This is a genomic window from Actinocatenispora sera (assembly GCF_018324685.1).
GTDB classification, from domain to species: Bacteria; Actinomycetota; Actinomycetes; order Mycobacteriales; family Micromonosporaceae; genus Actinocatenispora; species Actinocatenispora sera.
Window position 1 is genome coordinate 3291073 of sequence record NZ_AP023354.1, and the last position, 17907, is coordinate 3308979.

Annotated in this window: 19 protein-coding genes; 11 read left to right on the top strand and 8 right to left on the bottom strand. The window is 74.5% G+C overall.

Annotated features, from left to right (window positions below; translation table 11 throughout):
• Positions 1-162 precede the first annotated feature (162 nt).
• Positions 163-975, bottom strand: a complete 813-nt coding sequence (locus tag Asera_RS15845; RefSeq protein WP_051802796.1) for a DsbA family protein — start codon at positions 973-975, stop codon at positions 163-165.
• Between the two features lie 452 nt (positions 976-1427).
• On the opposite strand from Asera_RS15845, the gene Asera_RS15850 reads away from it, so the two are divergent.
• From Asera_RS15850 to Asera_RS15870, 5 genes are all read left to right on the top strand, one after another.
• On the top strand, positions 1428-1829 hold the full coding sequence (locus tag Asera_RS15850; RefSeq protein WP_030448743.1) for a single stranded DNA-binding domain-containing protein: 402 nt from the start codon (positions 1428-1430) through the stop codon (positions 1827-1829).
• 76 nt (positions 1830-1905) lie between these two features.
• Positions 1906-3039, top strand: coding sequence for a glutamate 5-kinase (gene proB / locus Asera_RS15855; RefSeq protein WP_051802797.1), 1134 nt, complete (start codon positions 1906-1908; stop codon positions 3037-3039).
• Between the two features lie 20 nt (positions 3040-3059).
• Positions 3060-3680 (top strand): maleylpyruvate isomerase family mycothiol-dependent enzyme, encoded by a 621-nt coding sequence (locus tag Asera_RS15860; protein WP_030448745.1) that lies wholly within the window; start codon positions 3060-3062, stop codon positions 3678-3680.
• 84 nt (positions 3681-3764) lie between these two features.
• Positions 3765-3986, top strand: coding sequence for a ribbon-helix-helix domain-containing protein (locus Asera_RS15865; RefSeq protein ID WP_030448746.1), 222 nt, complete (start codon positions 3765-3767; stop codon positions 3984-3986).
• Entirely contained in the window at positions 3973-4320 is a 348-nt protein-coding gene (locus Asera_RS15870) for a type II toxin-antitoxin system PemK/MazF family toxin (RefSeq protein WP_030448747.1), read from the top strand. Before Asera_RS15865 ends, Asera_RS15870 begins: the two co-directional genes overlap by 14 nt.
• 1 nt (position 4321) lies before the next feature.
• Here Asera_RS15870 and Asera_RS15875 read toward each other — a convergent pair whose 3' ends face one another.
• Positions 4322-5128: an AraC family transcriptional regulator gene (locus Asera_RS15875; protein WP_051802798.1), complete on the bottom strand. Its 807-nt coding sequence runs from the start codon at positions 5126-5128 to the stop codon at positions 4322-4324.
• A gap of 55 nt (positions 5129-5183) precedes the next feature.
• On the opposite strand from Asera_RS15875, the gene Asera_RS15880 reads away from it, so the two are divergent.
• Together Asera_RS15880 and Asera_RS15885 are read left to right on the top strand one after the other, a co-directional pair.
• A complete protein-coding gene (locus tag Asera_RS15880) occupies positions 5184-6380 on the top strand; it encodes an MFS transporter (protein ID WP_211255748.1) in 1197 nt (398 codons plus the stop codon).
• A gap of 220 nt (positions 6381-6600) precedes the next feature.
• Positions 6601-7866 (top strand): glutamate-5-semialdehyde dehydrogenase, encoded by a 1266-nt coding sequence (locus Asera_RS15885; protein WP_030448750.1) that lies wholly within the window; start codon positions 6601-6603, stop codon positions 7864-7866.
• Positions 7867-8107: 241 nt separating this feature from the next.
• Here the strand turns inward: Asera_RS15885 and Asera_RS15890 are convergent, their stop codons facing one another.
• A complete protein-coding gene (locus Asera_RS15890; RefSeq protein ID WP_212804609.1) occupies positions 8108-8662 on the bottom strand; it encodes a hypothetical protein in 555 nt (184 codons plus the stop codon).
• A 79-nt stretch (positions 8663-8741) separates the two neighbouring features.
• Positions 8742-9455 (bottom strand): SDR family NAD(P)-dependent oxidoreductase, encoded by a 714-nt coding sequence (locus Asera_RS15895; RefSeq protein WP_030448752.1) that lies wholly within the window; start codon positions 9453-9455, stop codon positions 8742-8744.
• Between the two features lie 110 nt (positions 9456-9565).
• Here Asera_RS15895 and Asera_RS15900 point away from each other — a divergent pair, with 110 nt between their 5' ends.
• Both Asera_RS15900 and Asera_RS15905 read left to right on the top strand, forming a co-directional pair.
• Positions 9566-10090 (top strand): MarR family winged helix-turn-helix transcriptional regulator, encoded by a 525-nt coding sequence (locus tag Asera_RS15900; protein ID WP_035298084.1) that lies wholly within the window; start codon positions 9566-9568, stop codon positions 10088-10090.
• Positions 10091-10266: 176 nt separating this feature from the next.
• Positions 10267-11151 (top strand): serine hydrolase, encoded by an 885-nt coding sequence (locus Asera_RS15905; RefSeq protein WP_030448754.1) that lies wholly within the window; start codon positions 10267-10269, stop codon positions 11149-11151.
• A gap of 162 nt (positions 11152-11313) precedes the next feature.
• Here Asera_RS15905 and Asera_RS15910 read toward each other — a convergent pair whose 3' ends face one another.
• Complete coding sequence (locus tag Asera_RS15910; RefSeq protein ID WP_030448755.1) at positions 11314-12267, bottom strand: LysR family transcriptional regulator; 954 nt, start codon at positions 12265-12267, stop codon at positions 11314-11316.
• 185 nt (positions 12268-12452) lie between these two features.
• Here Asera_RS15910 and Asera_RS15915 point away from each other — a divergent pair, with 185 nt between their 5' ends.
• Both Asera_RS15915 and Asera_RS15920 read left to right on the top strand, forming a co-directional pair.
• Entirely contained in the window at positions 12453-13436 is a 984-nt protein-coding gene (locus tag Asera_RS15915; RefSeq protein ID WP_030448756.1) for an MBL fold metallo-hydrolase, read from the top strand.
• A 121-nt stretch (positions 13437-13557) separates the two neighbouring features.
• Complete coding sequence (locus Asera_RS15920; protein ID WP_030448757.1) at positions 13558-14046, top strand: hypothetical protein; 489 nt, start codon at positions 13558-13560, stop codon at positions 14044-14046.
• A 157-nt stretch (positions 14047-14203) separates the two neighbouring features.
• Here the strand turns inward: Asera_RS15920 and Asera_RS15925 are convergent, their stop codons facing one another.
• From Asera_RS15925 to Asera_RS15935, 3 genes are all read right to left on the bottom strand, one after another.
• Entirely contained in the window at positions 14204-15832 is a 1629-nt protein-coding gene (locus Asera_RS15925; protein WP_035298086.1) for a glycoside hydrolase family 13 protein, read from the bottom strand.
• A 79-nt stretch (positions 15833-15911) separates the two neighbouring features.
• Positions 15912-16322 (bottom strand): globin domain-containing protein, encoded by a 411-nt coding sequence (locus Asera_RS15930; RefSeq protein ID WP_035298168.1) that lies wholly within the window; start codon positions 16320-16322, stop codon positions 15912-15914.
• A 117-nt stretch (positions 16323-16439) separates the two neighbouring features.
• Positions 16440-17891 (bottom strand): MFS transporter, encoded by a 1452-nt coding sequence (locus Asera_RS15935; RefSeq protein WP_051802799.1) that lies wholly within the window; start codon positions 17889-17891, stop codon positions 16440-16442.
• Positions 17892-17907: the final 16 nt, after the last annotated feature.

Sequence of the window (17907 nt, forward strand, 5' to 3'; positions counted from 1 at the left end):
GAAACGCCGAACGCCGGCCCCCGCACTGTGCGGGGACCGGCGTTCGGCGTGCTGGCCGCGGGCTGTGCGGGGCCGGCGTTCGTTCGTGCTGGCCCGCGGTGCGGGGCCGGCGTTCGGCCGTGCTGGCCCGCGGTGCCGGGGACCGGCGGTCGTGCCGGTCGCTCAGGCGGCCAACAGCTGGTTCAGCCAGTCCGGCTTGTTCAGGTCGCTGATCTGGACCTGCTTGCCGTTCTGCACCACGGTCGGCGTGCCCTGGTAGCCGGCGGCCTGGAAGTCCTTCAACTGCTGCGCCGGATACTTCTTGTAGGTGCCGTCCTTGGCGATCTTGCTGATCTTGTCCTTGTCCGCACCGAGCCGGTCGGCCAGGTCGATCATCTGCTCGTCGGAGTAGCCGGGGCCGCCCTCGGCCGGCTGCTTGTGGTACAGGCTCCAGTGGAACTGCGCGAACTTGCCTTCGGCCACCGTGCCGAGCGCGATGTTCGCCGCCCGGTCGGAGTAGCCGGCCGGCGTCGAGCTGCCGTTGAGCAGATCGACGATGTGGTACCGGACCTGCAACGTGCCACCGTTCAGGCCCTTCTGCAGCTCCGTGTGGCTACCGCGCTCCAGCTCGCCGCAGTACGGGCACATGAAGTCCTCGTAGATGTCGATCTTGACCTTGGCGCTGTCCTTGCCGGCCACCACCACGCCGTTGTCGAGCTTCACCGGATAGTTCGCGGTGATCGACTGGGCCGCGATCGTCTTCGGCTTGTTCGACTCGTACACCGCCCAGGACACCGCACCGACCACGACGATGAGCAGCACCGCGCAGATGGAGGCGGTGATGATGATCCGATTTCGGCGCTGCCGCTCGGCGCGTGCCGCGGCGACCGCCTTCGCGGCCCTGGCCCGCTGCTTCGCCGTACCGCCGCCGCCCTTGCCCCGGTTCGCTCCGGCGGCCGGGGGGCTCGCGCTCTTCGGTTTGTTCTTGCTCGCCATGTCGGGTTAATCCTCCGGGTGGTCCGTTGGCCGCTGCCATCGGTGGGTGCCGCTGACATCCATGGTGACCGGCGCCCGTGCGGACGCCCACGTCCGGTGTCCGGCACCCTCTGGGACGAGGTACGGTCCCCGTTCGGTTCCGGACGTGCGGGGAGACACAGGTCACGCCGCAGGTACGCTACCGCGCCACCCTGCGCCCGGCGGTACCGCACACCTGCCAGACGCCCGTACCGGGCCTGTCGGGCAATCCGGACGCGCGACCGCTCTTCGCCGCGGATGTGGCCGTCCGGGTGGCGCGAAACCGCCCCGCGTTTCCTCGCCGGACCGCACAATCTAGAAGGTCCCACCGGATGAACCTCGACGTCGGCCAAGCCCAGCCATGGACCCGCCGGGCATCCGGCGCCGCCCGGTGGAGCCTCCATCGGTGCCCGCGATCGACGAAGGGTGTCGCGGTGAGCGTTTCCAATCTCTATCTCGGTCGACTGCCGGAGGACCCGGCACGGGAGTACAGCCTGGCCGGGGAGTCGGTGGCGAGCTTCGCGCTGCGCTGCCCGGTCTCCGCGGCCCCGGCGGGTGTCGGCCGGCCCGGCGAGGCCGAGGTGGTCGTCGCCGTGCAGGCCACCGGCGCACTCGCCGAGCAGGTACTGGGGCAGTTGCGGGCCGGCGATCGGGTGCTGGTGGCCGGCGCGCTCGCCGCGAGCCCGCCTGACCCGGACCGGCTCGGGGCGAGCGACGTGCGGGTGCACGCCCAGCACGTCGGCCTCGACCTCGACACCGGCGGGTGGCACCGCGACCCGGTGCCCGTCGCGGTCGGCGAGACCGCCTCGACCGGGCATCCCGAGTACCACTGGTGACCGCCGCCCGCCGGAGGCTGGGACGGCGGTAACCCGCTGTACCGGCGGCGATCCCCGACGGTACGGTGCGCAGGCGATGGACGGTGCAGAACGACACGCCCGGGCCGCGGCCGTCGCCGCCGCCCGGTGCGTCGTGGTCAAGGTCGGTTCCTCGTCGCTGACCACCCGGGCCGGCGGCCTCGACCCGGCCCGGCTGGACGCGCTGGTCGACGCGCTCGCCGCGCGCCGCGCCGCCGGCAGCGACGTCATCCTCGTCTCGTCCGGCGCGATCGCCGCCGGGCTCGCCCCGCTGGGTCTGGCCCGCCGACCGCGTGACCTCGCCACGCAGCAGGCGGCGGCCAGCGTCGGCCAGGTGGCGCTGACCCACCGGTATGCGAACTCGTTCGGCCGGTACGGCCAGCGGGTCGGCCAGGTGCTGCTCACCGTCGACGAGGTGATCCGCCGCAGTCGGTACCGCAACGCGTTGCGCACCCTGCACCGGCTGCTGGATCTCGGCGTGCTGCCGATCGTGAACGAGAACGACACCGTCGCCACCGAGGAGATCCGGTTCGGGGACAACGACCGGCTCGCCGCTCTGGTCGCCGCGCTGGTCCGGGCCGACCTGCTGGTGCTGCTGTCCGATGTGGACGCGCTGTACGACGGGGACCCGCGCCGGCCCGACGCCCACCGGGTGGAGCTGGTACGCGGGCCGGACGACCTGGCGGGCATCGAGATCGGCGGTGCCGGGCGGGCCGGCCTCGGTACCGGGGGGATGGCCACCAAGGTCGACGCGGCCCGGATCGCCTCCGGCTCCGGTGTACCGGTGGTGCTGACCGGGGCGCCGCTCGCCGCCGCGGCGCTGACCGGCGAGCCGGTCGGTACGTTCTTCGCCGCCGCGGCCCGCCGCCCCCGGCAGCGGCTGTTCTGGCTGGCGCACGCGACCACCCCGCGCGGCCGGCTGCACCTGGACGCCGGTGCCGTCGCCGCGGTGGTCGAGCGGCGCCTGTCGCTGCTGCCGGCCGGGGTGCACGCGGTCGAGGGCACCTTCACCGCCGGCGACCCGGTCGACCTGGTCGACGAGTCCGGCCGGCCGGTGGCCCGCGGCCTGGTCAACTACGACGCCGCCGAACTGCCCCGGCTGCTCGGCCGCTCCACCCGGGAACTCGCCGCCGAACTCGGCACCTCGTACGAGCGGGAACTGATCCACCGCGACGACCTCGTCCTGCTCTGACCCGGATTACCCTGTCTGGCATGGATGTGCTGGCCGCCGCCCGCGCCGAACGGGCCGAGCTCGCCGACCTGCTCGACACGCTCACCGACGAGCAGTGGGAGGCGCCGAGCCTGTGCGCCGGCTGGCGCGTCCGGGACGTCGCGGCGCACGTGATCAGCTACGAGGAGCACGGCACCGCCGACCTGGCCCGGCGGCTCTGGGCGGCCCGGCTGCGCATCGGCCGGGTCAACGACGTCGCGCTGCGCGAGTACCGCGGGCTCGACCGCGCCGAGCTGGCCCGGTTCGTCCGCGACCACCTCGAACCGCGGGGCGCCACCGCCCGGTTCGGTGGTCGGGTCGGCCTCGCCGACTGCCTGATCCACCAGCAGGACATCCGCCGCCCGCTCGGGCTGTCCCGCGAGATCCCGGCGGACCGGCTGCGCTGCGTCCTCGACTTCGCGGTCACCGCGCCGCCGTTGCGCGGCTTCTGGCACGCCCGCGGTGTCCGCCTGGTCGCCACCGACCTGGACTGGCAGCGTGGCCGCGGCCCGCTCGCCCGCGGTCCGGGCGAGGCGCTCGTGCTGACCCTGGCCGGCCGCCGCGGCGTCGCCGCCGATCTCACCGGCCCGGGCGCCACCGTGCTGCAACACCGCCTCGGCTGACGCTCCCGGGTGGAGTTGCCGCACGACCGCAGCCGTCTCCGCGCTCGGTGGCCACGCGGTGCTACCACGGGTAGCATCATGAGTATGAAGATGAGTGTGAGCCTCCCCGACGAGGACGTCGCCTTCATCGACGAGCATGCCGCCCGCACCGATGCGCCCGGCCGGTCGGCGGTGCTGCACGAGGCCATCCGGCTGTTGCGCGACCGGGAGCTGGAAGACCAGTACGAACGGGCCTGGGACGAGTGGTCGACCGACGCGGACGGGTGGAACGCGACCAGCGCGGATGGCCTCGATGCGGCGCGGTGACGTCTACTGGGTCAATCTCGACCCGGCCTGGCCGGCCGAGTGCAACAAGATCCGTCCGGCCGTGATCGTCAGCAACGACGGAGCGAACCGGCGTGCCGAGCAACTGGGCCGCGGCGTGCTCACGGTGGTCCCGGTCACGTCCAACACCACCCGGATCTACCCGTTCCAGGTGCTGCTCCCCGAAGGCGCCGGCGGCCTGCGCGGCGCAGCCAAGGCCCAGGCCGAGCAGGTCCGGTCGGTGTCGGTGGGCCGGCTCACCCAGCGCCTCGGCACCCTGGACCAGCCGCTGCTGGCCGATCTCGACCGGGCCCTGCGCCTCCACCTCGCCCTCTGACTCACCGCAGCCGAAAGCCGTCGGGCAGGGTGCGCTGGTAGGCGGCGGGGGTGGTGCCGAAGGCGGCGCGGAACGCGGCGATGTACGCGCTGGCGTTGCGCCAGCCGCACCGGTGCGCGGTGTCGGTGACCGTGGCGCCGTCGGTGAGCAGCAGCAGCGAGGCGGCCAGCCGGTACTGGGACCGCCAGGACGGCACGGTCAACCCGAGCCGCTCGGCGACCAGCCGGGTGAGCGTGCGGGGACTGATCGCCGCCGCGGCCGCCAGCGAGGCGAGGGTGGCACCGGCCGGGTCGGCGGCCAGCGCGTCGGCCGCCGCCGCGAGCCGCGGCTCGGTGGGCCGGGGAAGCGCCAGCGTCGGCAGCGGATCGCCGGCCAGCTCGTCGGCGACGACGGCGAGCAGCCGGTCCCGGCGGTCGTCGCCGAGGTCGGGGGCGCGCAGCGCGGCGAGCAGCTCGCGCAGCAGCGGCGACACCGGCAGCACCCGGGGACCCTCCAGCCGTCGCGGGTCGCGGGCGAGGCGCAGGTCGGGGGCCGGCACGTCGGGCCGCGGGTGATCGGCGGGTAGCAGCAGGGTGTGCAGCCGGGTACGGCGGTGGGCCCGGTGCGCGTGCCGCACACCGGCGGGCAGGTAGAGGCCGCGGCCGGCGGAGGGCAGCACGTACGTCTGCGCCTGCGTGAGGGCGGAGATCACCCCGCTCGCCGGGTACACGAACTGGTCGACCGGGTGCTCGTGCCAGTCGATGGCGTCGCCGCGTAGCAGCTCGCCGCCGCCGACCCGGGTCTGCCGGCCCTGGCGGATTATGGGCATCACCTGGCACCTTAGCGGCTATCGGTCGGCCCGGCACGGCGCCAGGATCGAGCCCGTGAGCATCCGGACCGAACGCACCACCACCACCACCACCACCCGCCGGCGGGGCTGGCTGCCGCTGCTGGTGACCGGGCACGGCGTCGACGACCTGTACCAGGGGTCGGTGGCGGCGCTGGTGCCGTACTTCGTCGCCCGGTACCACTGGAGCTACGCGGCGGTGAGCGGGCTGACGCTGGCCGCGACGCTGATCTCGTCCGCCGCGCAGCCGGCGTTCGGCGCCGCCACCGACCGGTCCCCGAAGCCGTGGCTGGTGCCGCTCGGGATGGGGCTCGCCGGCATCGGCATCGGGGTCGCCGGGCTGTCCGGCAGCTACCTCGCGATCTGGTTCGCGGTGGCCGCCTCCGGCCTCGGCGTCGCCGCCTACCACCCGGAGTCGGCGCGGCTGGCCCGCATCGCGTCCGCCGGAAGCCACGTCGGGATGAGCTGGTTCTCGGTCGGCGGCAACGTCGGGTTCGCGCTGGCGCCGCTGCTGGTCGCGGTCGTGATCGGGCCGCTCGGGCTGACCGGTACCCCGCTGCTCGCGCTGCCGGCGCTGGCCTGCGCGCTGGTCACCGCGTGGGCGCTGCGCGGCAACGGTCGCGGCCGGGTCGCGGTGACCGCCCGGGCCGGCCGCGGCGGTACCGACGACTGGCGGCAGTTCGGCCTGCTCACGGCGGGGATCGTGGCGCGCTCCGTGGTCACCTTCAGCCTCGGTACCTTCCTCGCCCTGTCGGTGATGGCCCGGCTGCACGCCTCGCACGCGGTCGGTGAGGCGGCGCTGTTCACCCTGTACGCGGCGGGTGCGGCCGGCACCATGCTGGGCGGCCGGCTGGCCCACCGGATGCCCCGGGTACGGGCGATGCGGATCGCCGCCGCGGCCTCGGTACCGGCGGTGCTCGCGGTGGCGTACCTGCCCGGTTGGGCGGTGTTCGGGGCGATCGCGGTGGCTGCGATCGGTTTGTACGTCCCGTTCTCGCTGTCGGTCACGCTCGGCCAGGACTACCTGCCGAGCCGGCTCGGTACCGCCTCCGGGGTGACCCTCGGGCTGTCGATGAGCCTCGGTGGCCTCGCCGCCCCGCTGCTCGGCCTGCTCGCCGACCGGACCACCCTGACCGCCGCGCTCGCGGTGCTCGCCGGCTTCGCCGCGATCCTGGCGATCGCCACCGCCCTGCTGCGGGAGCCGGCGCCGGCCCCCCTCGCCAGCACCGGTTGACCAAGGCCCGCGCCGGTTGATCAAGGGCCGCGCCGGTTGATCAAGGGCCGCGCCGGTTGATCAAGGGCCGCGCCGGTTGATCAAGGGCCGCGTCGGTTGATCAAGGGATCGGGTCGGATTCACCCAGCCCGATGTGTCCAGATCCCTTGATCGACGGCCGGGGTCGCGCCGGATCCCTTGATCGACGGCTCTGCCGAGCGGGTGGATTAGGGTTGGCCGCATGGGTGAGCAGGCGGTACGGGACGCGGCGGTACGGGCTGGCGAGGCCGCCGTGGAGCTCGCGGTGGCCTCGCGCGCGGCCAAGGACGCGGCGCTGTCGGCGATGGCCGACGCGCTGGTCTCGCGCCGGGCCGAGATCATCGCGGCCAACGAGACCGATGTGCGCGGAGCGCGTGCCGCCGGTACCGGCGCGGCGATGCTGGACCGGCTGTCGCTCGACGCCGACCGCATCGACGGGATGGCCGCCGGGTTGCGCCAGGTGGCCGGCCTGCCCGACCCCGTCGGCGAGGTGGTGCGCGGCTCGACCCTGCCCAACGGCCTGGAGCTGCGGCAGGTCCGGGTGCCGTTCGGGGTCGTCGGCATCATCTACGAGGGCCGGCCGAACGTCACCGCCGACGCCGCCGGGCTCACCCTCAAGTCCGGCAACGCCGTCCTGCTGCGCGGATCCTCCTCGGCCCGGCACTCCAACGCGGCGATCGTCGCCGTGCTGCGCGACGCGCTGACCTCAGTCGGGCTGCCCGCGGACGCGATCGGCCTGCTGCCCGGCGAGTCCCGGGACGAGGTGACGCACCTGATGCACGCCCGCGGGCTGGTCGACGTGCTGATCCCGCGCGGCGGCGCCGAGTTGATCCGGCACGTCGTCGAGGGCTCGACCGTACCGGTGATCGAGACCGGCGTCGGCAACTGCCACATCTACGTCGACGCCAGCGCCGACGTGGCGATGGCGCGCGACATCGTGCTCAACGCCAAGACCCAGCGCCCGTCGGTCTGCAACGCCGCCGAGACCCTGCTCGTACACGCCGCTGCCGCCGACGCCGTGCTGCCGGTGCTGCTGCCCGCACTCGACGCCGCCGGCGTCACCGTGCACGGGGACGAGACCGTTGCGGCGCAAGGGAAGGCGCTGGACATCGCGGTGACCCCGGCGACGGAGGAAGACTGGGGCGGTGAGTACCTGTCACTGGATCTCGCGGTCGCGGTGGTGCCGAGCCTGGGCGCGGCGCTGGCGCACATCCGCCGCTGGTCGACCGGGCACAGCGAGGCCATCGTCACCGGCTCGCAGGCCGCCGCGCGTACCTTCACCGCCCGGGTCGACGCCGCCGCGGTCCTGGTCAACGCGTCCACCCGGTTCACCGACGGCAGTGAGTTCGGCTTCGGTGCCGAGATCGGCATCTCCACCCAGAAGCTGCACGCCCGCGGGCCGATGGGGCTGCCCGAGCTGACCAGCACCAAGTACGTCGTCACCGGCGACGGGCACGTCCGCGGCTGACCCGAGCGCCCGGGTGGGCGCCGCGATGCCGCGCCGGGTCCGGGTGGGCGCCGCGATGCCGCGCCGGGTCCGGGTGGGCGCCGCGATGCCGCGCCGGGTCCGGGTGGGCGCCGCGATGCCGCGCCGGGTCCGGGTGGGCGCCGCGATGCCGCGCCGGGTCCGAGTCGGTGCCGGAGGGCCGGCCCGGGTCCGTCCGGTACGGGTCGATGCCGCCGTGGCGCCCGGGCCGCCTCGGTACGAGTCAGGGCCGCGGGGTCGCGCCGGGCCCGGTCGGGCCGCCGGACGCCGGGGCGTGTGCCTGGATCAGCTGGATGAGCTGTCGGGCGTTCTCGGTCAGGCCGTTGATGGCCACCTTTCGCCCGTCCGCGAGCGTGACGAGGCAGTAGTAGTCGCCGCCGGCCCACCGGGAGAGGGCGTTGTCCTTGCCCGGACGCACGGTGACGCGGTCGATGTCGGCCCACCGCGCCGCGAACGTCCGGCCGGGGCGGACGTTCGCCAACCCGTTCTCGTACACGGTGAACGACTCGTCCCGGTGCGTGTGGTACGCCACGGCGAACAGCACACCCAGCAGCAGCATGCCGATGCCCAGCCCGAGTACGGCGGCGGGCACCAGCTCCGGGTCGGCTCCACTCGGGATGCTGCGGGCGGCCACCTCCGCGGTCACGATCCACAGCAGTACGGCGGCGCCGGTCACCACGGCCCCCACCGGCAAAAGGATCACCGCGATCGTGCCACGCCGGCCGTTGTTGGTGCGGTGTGTCGCCACCGCCGCGCCGAGCTCCGCCGCTGTCACCATCTGCCGCTCCTGCCGTCCTCGCCGGGGAACGCGAGGCTAGCCCCCGGCGCCGGGACCGGCCCCGCCACCGGCCGACGCATCAGCGGCTGGGGAAGGCGCCACCGTTGACGTTGATCACCTGGGCGGTGATGTGCCGGGCACCCGGCGAGGCGAGGTACTCGATCAGCGCCGCCACGTCGTCCGGGGTACCGGCCCGGCCTGTCTTGGTCTGCCCGACGAGGGTGGCGCGCCGCTCGTCGGTGAGCCGGTCGGCGAAGAACTCGGTCTCGGCGATGTAGCCGCAGGAGACCACGTTCGCCGTGATGCCGCGCGGCCCGAGCTGCCCGGCCAGGTCGATGTTCCAGGTCGCGAGCCCGGCCTTGGTGGCCCCGTACGCCCCGCCGCCGCTGCCCCGGTCGGCGGCGATCGAGCCGATGCCGACCACGGTGCCGCCGGCCTGCAGCCGGTCGGCGAGCAGCGTGGTGGTCAGCACCGCGCTGAGCAGGTTGGCGTCCAGGTTGGCCCGCCAGGCGGCAGCCACGTCGGCGAGCGTGCCGGCCGCCGGGCGCTGCAGGTCGGTGTTGCCGCCGGCGTTGTTGACCAGCACGTCGACCTGGGCCGGTAGCTGGGGGAGCGCCGCGGTCAGCGCCTCGGGGTCGCTGACGTCGCAGACCACGGCGGTGGCGCCGAGCTGGGCGGCGGTCTCGGCCAGCACGTCGGCGCGCCGGCCGAGGATGGTGACCGCCTCGCCGGCGGCGGCGAAGCGGGCGGCGGTGGCCCGGCCGATGCCGGTGACGACGATGCTGCGGGTCATGTTCTCGCCCTCGTCCGTGGGTTATGTTTAGGCCTAAACATAACCGTGCTGCGCGGCACCGTCCAGTGACGAGCCGCACGCCGCACCGTCCGCGACGAGAGGGGACGCCGATGGCCCGGCCCGACGAGGTGGAACAGATCGCGACCGCCTGGCGTCGCGAGAGCCCCGGCACGCCGACCGACTCCATCGGCGTGGTGACCAGGATCTGGCGGCTGGGCAAGCTGTTCGCCGACGACCGCCGCCGGCTGCTGGCCGAACTCGGCATCGACCGCGGCACCATGGACCTGCTGTCGGTGCTGCGCCGGTCCGGCCCGCCGTACGCGCTGACCACCCGGGCGCTCGCCGACCGTACCCTCGTCACCGCCGGGGCGATCTCGCAGCGGGTGGCCCGGGCGGAGGCGGCCGGCCTGGTGGTCCGGGCGCCGGGCGGTCCCGGCCGGCGGGCCGTCACCGTGACGCTCACCGCCGCAGGCCATGCGGAGATCGAGCGGGTCGTCGACCGGGTGCTGCGCCGCGAGGTGGACCTGCTGTCCGGGCTGACCGCGTCCGTTCGGGCGGACCTCGCCGACGGTCTGGCGGTCCTGCTCGACGATCTGATCGACCGGCTCGGCCCGCCGGCCCGCAACGACGTCTGACCGCACCGATGACCGACGGGGGTGGGCGGCGGACGGCGCTGCGCTGCCGTGCGTGCGCTGGCGGGCACCGCGAACGGCCGGCGTCGTCCGGCCGCGCGCGCTGGCGGGCAGGACCAATCGGTGTCGTCCGGTCGACCGACGAACCGGCGCGCGCGGACGGTCGCTACGGTTTCCGCATGGTGGATGCGGGGGAGGTCTTCCGCCGGGCCGGCGGGCACGGCTGGTGGCACGTACGATGCGTCGACTGCGACCGGCAGGACGGCGACGCGGCGACCGAACCGGTGGTACTCGCCTCGATGGTCAAGGTGCCGCTGGTGCTGGAATTCGCCCGGCAGGTGGTCGCCGGCCAGCTCGATCCGACCACCCGGGTCCGGTTGCGGGCCGCCGATCGGTTGGGCGGCAGCGGTACCGCGGGCTGCGCCGACGACGTCGAGATGAGCCTGCGCGACCTCGCCCGGTTCGCGCTGTCGATCAGCGACAACACCGCCGCCGACGCGCTGTTCGCGGCGGTCGGCGTGGCGAACGTGCGGTCCCTGGTCCGGGAGCTGGGGCTGGCGGACACCCGGATCATCGGTGGGCCGCGGCAGGTCGTCGCGTCGATCGTGGGCGAGGTCAGCGGTACCGATCCGGCCCGGTTCGCGAGCGACTACGCCGGCCTCGACGAGTCCCGGATGCGCGCGCTTCGTGCGCTGGATCCCTCGCGCACCAACGCGAGTACCGGACGGGACCTCACCCGGTTGCTCGCCGCGGTGTGGCGGGACGAGGCGGCACCGGCGGCGGCCTGCGCGATGCTGCGCGGGCTGATGGCGACGCAGCTGACCGCCCACCGACTGGCATCCGGTTTCCCGGACGAGGTCGAGGTGGTGGGAAAGACGGGCACGCTGCTCGCGGTTCGGGCCGAGGCGGGCGTGGTGTCGCGTCCGGACGGTGGCCGGTACGCGGTTGCCGTCGGCATCCGGCTGGACCGGATGTCCGGCCGGCAACCGGCCGCCGACCGCGCGCTCGGCACGGCGGCGTATCGAGCGGTCGAGTCGCTGCGCGCCGGCTGCCGGCACACCTGACCGCCGGCCGACCCCGCCGCGCTGGAGACCGCCGCCGGCGAACTCCGCCGCGCTTGGGACCGCCGCCGGCGAACTCCGCCGCGGTTGGGACCGCCGCTGGTCGACCTGCTGCTCTGCCGACCGCCGCCGGCGGGCGGCGCGCGCGGCGTGGCTGGCCGGGCGTCAGTCGGCGCGGCCGTGCACGACGTCCCACGGTGTCGGCGTGCCCGGCGGTACGACGAGGTCACCGGTGCCGTCGTCGCGCAGGATGCCGGCGGCGAGCCAGCACAGCGACGCCGCGGCCGGGTGCGGCTGGGCCGGCCACACGAACGACGTCCGCCAGCTGATCGGGGTGCCGGCCAGCCGCCGCCACACCACCCGCGGCTCGCGGCGTACCGCGCCGGCCGGTACCAGGGCGACGCCGTGCTCGGCGAGGACCAGCCCCACCACGAACTCCGGACTGCGCGCGTGCACCACCCGGCCGGGCCGGAAACCGTTGCTGCGGCAGGCATCCAGCGTCTCGTCGTACCGGCCGGGTGCGGTGTCACGGGGGAACAGCACCAGGTCGTGGCCGGCGAGGTCGGCCAGGTCGAGCTCGTCGGCGCCGGCGAGCGGTGCGTCCCGCGGCACCAGCACGCCGACCGGTTCGGTCACGCCGGGGCCGACGACGAGACCGGTGAGCTGCGCCGGCTGCTGCAGCAGCCCGACGTCCAGTGCCCGGTCGGCGAGCAGCCGGAGCTGTTCGCCGGTGGTCAGCTCGCGCAGGTCCAGCCGTACCGCGGGGTTGTGCTCGGCGAACGCCCGGACGATGGTGGCGAGGACCGCGCCCGGTACGTCCGGCGGTACCCCGACACGCAGCTCGCCCAGTTCGCCCCGATCGGCCCGGGTGACCATGGCGCGCACCCGGTCGGCGCGGTCCAGCAACGGTCCGGCCTCGGCCAGCAGTACGCTGCCGGCCACCGTGAGCCGGACACCGCGGCTGTTGCGGTCGAACAGCCGGGCGCCGAGCTCGTTCTCCAGCCGGCGGATGCGTTGGCTCAGCGGCGGCTGCGCCATGCCGAGCCGTTCCGCCGCCCGACCGAAGTGACGTTCCTCCGCCACCACCCGGAACAGCGCCAACGCTCGTAGCAGGTCCACGCTGCAACGATATCGGCCGCGATATGGCCGGATCCGGTCGGCGGTCTTGGACAGCCGCGGCGGCGACGTGCTCTGCTACCGCCGATCCGCGCCGCGGGACGCGCGGAGCGGCCGACGAGGTTTCGTCCGGTGGCATCGCCCTGCGCGAATTCCGCGGTGCGGGCCCCGGCAGGAGGGGGACAGGAATGGCGACCAGGTTGACCCGACGGGGCGTGCTGGCCGGTTCGGTGGCGGGTGCCGCCGGGCTCGCCGTGGGCTCGGCCGCGACGGCCGCACCGGGGTACCGGCCGACCGGTACGGCGACCCGGGTGTCGGCGGGCGGGAGCGGCGCGGTGGGCCGGCCGCGGCTGCGGTGGCTCGGCAACAACGGGTGGGAGATCAGGTTCGACACGCCGAACGGGCGGCGCACCGTGCTGATCGACCCGTGGCTGACCCGCTTCCACACCGGCACCTACACCGAGCAGGGCGCCGACCCGAACACGCCGCTGTCGGTGCGGCCGGACGTGATCGACCGGTACCACCTGGCGGCCGATCACATCCTGGTCACCCACGGGCACTACGACCACCTGACCGACGTGCCGTACCTGGCCGGCAGGACCGGCGCGACGGTGCTCGGTACCGAGACGCACGTGAACCTGATGACCGCGCTCGGCGCTCCCGCCGACCAGCTCAGCGTGGTACGCGGCGGCGAGTACCTGGAGTGCGACGGCTACACGATCCAGGTGCTGCGGTCGCTGCACTCGATGACCGGGGAGCGGTCCCGGGTGGCGTTCGCCGGTACCCGGCCGGGTCACCCGCCGGCCACCCCGAAGGTCATCGCCGACCTGGTGGAGGGGGAGACGCTGGCCTACCTGATCACGGTCGGCGAGGTGGGCATCATCGACTTCGGCGGGTCCAACTACATCAGCGCCGAACTGGCCGGGCTGCGGCCGACGGTGGCCCTGGTGCCGGCCGGCGGCGGCGCGATCCACCGGTACGTGCCGCGGCTGCTCGACACGCTCGGTCACCCCCGCTACGTGCTGCCGACGCACTGGGACGACTTCGACTACCCGCTGGACGAGCCGGCTCGCGACTACGGTGGCCTCGCCCCGCTGCGTACCGCGGTGCGGCAGGCGAGCCCGGCGAGCCGCTTCGTGGTCGTGGACCACCTGGAAACGTTCACGCCGTGAGGCGCGGGCACCGGGCGGGCGAGATCGTCCACGCGGGACCGTCCAACGGTGGCCCGTCCGACCGGCGGAACGCGGCGACGACCCGCCCACCGGTACGCTCGACGTTCCGCCGGGAGGACGCATGGGGTACCTGATGTGCGCGGCCGGGGTTGCCGCGCTGGCGCTCACCGGCGGCCTGCTGCTCGCCGGGTACCGGGAGAACCGCCCCGGCGCCGGCGTCCCGGGAGCCGACCGGGCCCGCCGCGCCGGACGGTCGCTGCACCGGCCCCGCACCATGGCCGTGCTGGGCCTGCTGGCGCTGGTCCTGGCCGCCGCCTGCTACGGCGTCGGGGTCACCCGCGGTCAGTACCTGCTCGACCCGGACCAGATGTGCTCGCTGTCGCCGGGGAGGTGGCTGCCACCCGACGACAGCCCGCCGCACGACCTCGCCATCGAGCGCCGGTACGCGCCGGTCAGCGTGGTGTGCGCCTGGCCGGACGGCCGCCGTACCGAGCTGGTGCCGCAGTGGGTCAACCCGGCCGCCGGCCTGCTGCTGCTGACCGGCCTCGGCGCGATCGCCGGCGCCGTCGCCTGGTCGCTGCGCCGGCCGCGGGTCGCCGCCCGCCCCTGACGCGGGACCCGGGACGCGGCTGCGGATCCGCCGTCGAGCACGGACCCGTGCCGGCCGGAGCGCCGATCAAGGAGTGCCGATCGCGGCGTGACCCGCCGCCACGACCCCTTGATCGACGCTGCCTCGGGCACGGCTCCTCGATCGACGCTGCGGCGCGTCAGGCGAGCCAGGCGGTGGCGTCGCCGGGCAGCTCGCCGTCGGCGGTGAGCGGCACGCTGGTCAGCACCGGGGTACCGGCGGGCAGCGCGACAGGCGTGTTGCCCGCGTTGACGAAGCAGGTCAGCCCGCCGTCGCGGCGGAAGGCCAGGCAGTCCGCCGGGGCGTCCACGAAGGACAGCCCGCCGGTGAACCCGTCGTGCTCGCGCCGCAGCCGCAGCGCGGTGCGGTACAGCTCCAGGGTGGACTCCGGCTGGCCCTGCTGGGACTCGACCGCGAGCGGCGACCAGCCGGCCGGCATCGGCAGCCAGGTCTCGGACGTCGTGGAGAACCCGTACGCCGGCTCACCGGGCTCCCACGGCAGCGGGATCCGGCAGTTGTCCCGGCCGCGCCGGGTGTGCCCGCTGCGCTCCCAGGTCGGGTCGGTGAGCGCCTCGTCCGGCGGCTCGACGCTCTCCAGGCCCAGCTCGTCGCCCTGGTACAGGTACGCCACGCCGGGCAGCGCCAGCTGCAGCAGCGCCGCGGCGCGACCCCGGCGGGTGCCGACCAGGCCGCCGCCGTACCGGGTGACGTGCCGGACCACGTCGTGGTTGGACAGCACCCAGGTGGTCGGCGAACCGGTGCCCGCCACGGTGGCCAGCGCCGAGGAGACGGTCTCGCGCAGCTCGTCGGCGCGCCACCGGGACTGCACCATCCGGAAGTCGAACGCGAGCGGCAGCTCGTCCGGCCGCAGGTACCGGCGCAGCCGGTCGGTGTCGGTGACCCACACCTCGCCGACCGCCATCGCGCCGGGGTAGTCGGCCAGCACCTTGCGGATGAACCGGTGGATGTCGTGCACCCCCTCGGCGTCCCAGCGGATGTCCCGCGAGGTGTGCGGGTTCTCCCCGGCCTCGATCTCGGCCAGTACGTCCTGGGCCAGATCCGGCAGCCCCGCGGGTTTGGCCATCCCGTGGGCCACGTCGATGCGGAACCCGTCGACGCCGCGGTCCAGCCAGAACCGCAGGGTGGCCTCCAGATCGGCCCACACCTCCGGGTTCTCCCAGTTCAGGTCGGGCTGCTTGGCGTCGAACAGGTGCAGGTACCACTGGCCGGGCGTGCCGTCCGGCTCGGTGATGCGGTGCCAGGCCGGCCCGCCGAACGCCGAGGGCCAGTTGTTCGGCGGCTGCTCGCCGTTCGCTCCCCGGCCGTCGCGGAACACGTACCGGTCCCGCTCCGGGCTGCCCGGTGCGGCCCGCAGCGCCTGCTGGAACCACACGTGCTCGTCCGAGGAGTGGTTCGGCACCAGGTCGATGGTCACCCTGATGTCGCGCGCGTGCGCCTCGGCGACGAGCCGGTCGAACGCGGCGAGGTCACCGAACACCGGGTCGACGTCGCGCGGGTCGGCCACGTCGTACCCGTGGTCGGCCATCGGCGAGGTGAAGAACGGGCTGAGCCAGATCGCGTCCACGCCGAGCCCGGCGAGGTGGTCGAGCCGGCTGCGGATGCCGTCCAGGTCGCCGACGCCGTCGCCGTTCGCATCGGCGAAGCTGCGCGGATAGATCTGGTAGAAGACGGCGTCGCGCCACCAGTCGGGGTTGGCGGCGGAGTCGCCGGCGGGCCGTGCCGTGGGGGCCGAGACCTCGTTGCCCACTGTGCCTCCTCGTGAGGGGTTTTAACGTTCAAAAGCCGGCGTGACGCCTGCGGCGCCGATCCGACTCGTACGGGGGTGGTCAGTCCGGGGAGTTCACCATGAACTGTGCCGCGCGCTCGAGGTAGGCCCACAGCTCCGCCTCGTACTGCGGGGCGAGGCCGAGGGTGTCGAGCGCGTCACGCATGTGCGTCAGCCACGCGTCCCGCTCCACCGGACCGATCTTGAACGGCACGTGCCGCATCCGCAACCGCGGATGCCCACGCTGCTCGGAGTAGGTGTGCGGACCGCCCCAGTACTGCTCCAGGAACATCCGCAACCGGTTCGCGGCCGGGCCGAGGTCCTCCTCCGGGTACATCGGGCGCAGCACCGGGTCGTCCGCGACGCCGGCGTAGAACTCGTCCACCAGCTTGCGGAACGTCGGCTCGCCGCCCACCGCGTCGTAGAACGTCACGGTGGGCACGGACGGCTGCGCGGCGGAACCCGTGGAGATCGGGATCGGTTGATCGGACACACCTCCATGGTGCCAGTGCCACCCCGCCCACCCGCCAGGCAGCCCGGCCCGACGCCGAGGAGACCCGCCTCACAGCACGGGCGACGGTGGCCGCGGTCACGGGCGCTCGGCGCCGACCCGGCCGGTCCGGCGGCGCGACTGCACCGGGCCGACGCGGCGCTCGGAGGCGTCCTGCGCGGCCGAGGGGGCACCCGCGTCGTCGGCGTCGGCGGACTCCCGGCTGCGCCGCTCGGCCGCCTCGGCGGCCGCCTCGTTGCGCGCCCGGGTCTCGGCGAACGCCTTGTCGAAGGTGCCCGACTTCGGCCACAACATCGACACCAGGCCCATCACCAGCAGCCCCAGCAGCGACCAGAGCCCGACCGTCCGGGCGACTCCGACGTGGTCGGCGACCGCGCCGGCGAGCACGATCGCCCCGCCCTGCACCAGCTGCAACCCGCCCTGCATGACGCCGAACGCACGAGCCCGGTAGCCGTTCGGCAGCGCCTGCACGAACAGCCCGTTCGCCGGGATGATCACCGACATCGCGAACCCGGTCAGCGCGGTCAACACCATCACCACCGGCAGTGGCGGCGACAGCAGCGCGGCGACCAGCGACAGCGGTACCAGTGCGGCGAGCGGCCGGATCAGCTTGCGCCGCGGCCCGGGCGGCACCAGACGGCCGATCACCACCCCGCCGATCGCCGCGCCGATCGGCATCGCGGCCATGATCCACCCCTGCCCACGGGCGCCGGTGCCCAGCTCGCCGGACCAGCTGGCGGCGAGCCCCTCCGGCAGGATCGCGAACGCCGCGCCGGCCAGGATCACCACCGCGATCGAGCGCAGCACCGGGGTACCGAACACCACGGTGAACCCCTCCGCGGTGTCGCGCAGCAGGCTGGTGTCGGTGCGCAGTCGCGGCTCCGCCGGCCGTGCCCGCACCCAGGTCCGGATCAGCAGCGCGGACAGCCCGAAGGTGGCGGCGTCGACCAGCAGCGCCAGCCGCGGGTCCACCGCCGAGATCAGGCCACCCGCCGCGTACCCGCCGACCTGGGTGGCCTGGTTGAGCACGCCGGTGATCGACAACCCCAGCACGTACCGGTCGCCGCTCAGGATCTGCGGCAGCATCGCCGAGCGGCTGGAGTCGAACGGCGGCGTCAGCATCGCCGAGACGTACATCAGCACGGGTAAGAGCAGCAGCGGCACGCCGGGGATCGCCGCCACCGCGACGATCGCCATCCGGGCCAGGTCGCAGCCGAGCATCACCCGCCGGTACGGGTACCGCTCGGCCAGCGCGACGAGCACCGGCGCACCGGTCAGCCAGGGCAGGTAGGTGACCGCGAAGCCGGCCGCGGAGGCGAGCGCGGAGCCGGTCGCGTGGTAGATCAACGCGGCGAGCGCGACCCGACCCAGGTAGTCACCGATCGAGGAGAGCGCGCTGGCGCCGAACACGGCGCGGAACTCGCGCACCGCGAACACCTCGCGGTAGGTGGCGGGCCGGTCGGGATCGTCGGTCGTGTCCGGTGGATCCGCCGGCCGGCCCGCCCCGGCCTGACCTGGCTCTTCGGACACGTCCCCGTTCCCTCCT

What these genes read in the sequence shown, in the direction of transcription:
- Asera_RS15845 (WP_051802796.1), bottom strand. Translation starts at nt 975, where the DNA reads ATGGCGAGCAAGAACAAACCGAAGAGCGCGAGCCCCCCGGCCGCCGGA.
- proB (WP_051802797.1), top strand. Translation starts at nt 1,906, where the DNA reads ATGGACGGTGCAGAACGACACGCCCGGGCCGCGGCCGTCGCCGCCGCC.
- Asera_RS15860 (WP_030448745.1), top strand. Translation starts at nt 3,060, where the DNA reads ATGGATGTGCTGGCCGCCGCCCGCGCCGAACGGGCCGAGCTCGCCGAC.
- Asera_RS15865 (WP_030448746.1), top strand. Translation starts at nt 3,765, where the DNA reads ATGAAGATGAGTGTGAGCCTCCCCGACGAGGACGTCGCCTTCATCGAC.
- Asera_RS15870 (WP_030448747.1), top strand. Translation starts at nt 3,973, where the DNA reads ATGCGGCGCGGTGACGTCTACTGGGTCAATCTCGACCCGGCCTGGCCG.
- Asera_RS15875 (WP_051802798.1), bottom strand. Translation starts at nt 5,128, where the DNA reads ATGCCCATAATCCGCCAGGGCCGGCAGACCCGGGTCGGCGGCGGCGAG.
- Asera_RS15885 (WP_030448750.1), top strand. Translation starts at nt 6,601, where the DNA reads ATGGGTGAGCAGGCGGTACGGGACGCGGCGGTACGGGCTGGCGAGGCC.
- Asera_RS15890 (WP_212804609.1), bottom strand. Translation starts at nt 8,662, where the DNA reads ATGGTGACAGCGGCGGAGCTCGGCGCGGCGGTGGCGACACACCGCACC.
- Asera_RS15895 (WP_030448752.1), bottom strand. Translation starts at nt 9,455, where the DNA reads ATGACCCGCAGCATCGTCGTCACCGGCATCGGCCGGGCCACCGCCGCC.
- Asera_RS15900 (WP_035298084.1), top strand. Translation starts at nt 9,566, where the DNA reads ATGGCCCGGCCCGACGAGGTGGAACAGATCGCGACCGCCTGGCGTCGC.
- Asera_RS15905 (WP_030448754.1), top strand. Translation starts at nt 10,267, where the DNA reads ATGGTGGATGCGGGGGAGGTCTTCCGCCGGGCCGGCGGGCACGGCTGG.
- Asera_RS15915 (WP_030448756.1), top strand. Translation starts at nt 12,453, where the DNA reads ATGGCGACCAGGTTGACCCGACGGGGCGTGCTGGCCGGTTCGGTGGCG.
- Asera_RS15920 (WP_030448757.1), top strand. Translation starts at nt 13,558, where the DNA reads ATGGGGTACCTGATGTGCGCGGCCGGGGTTGCCGCGCTGGCGCTCACC.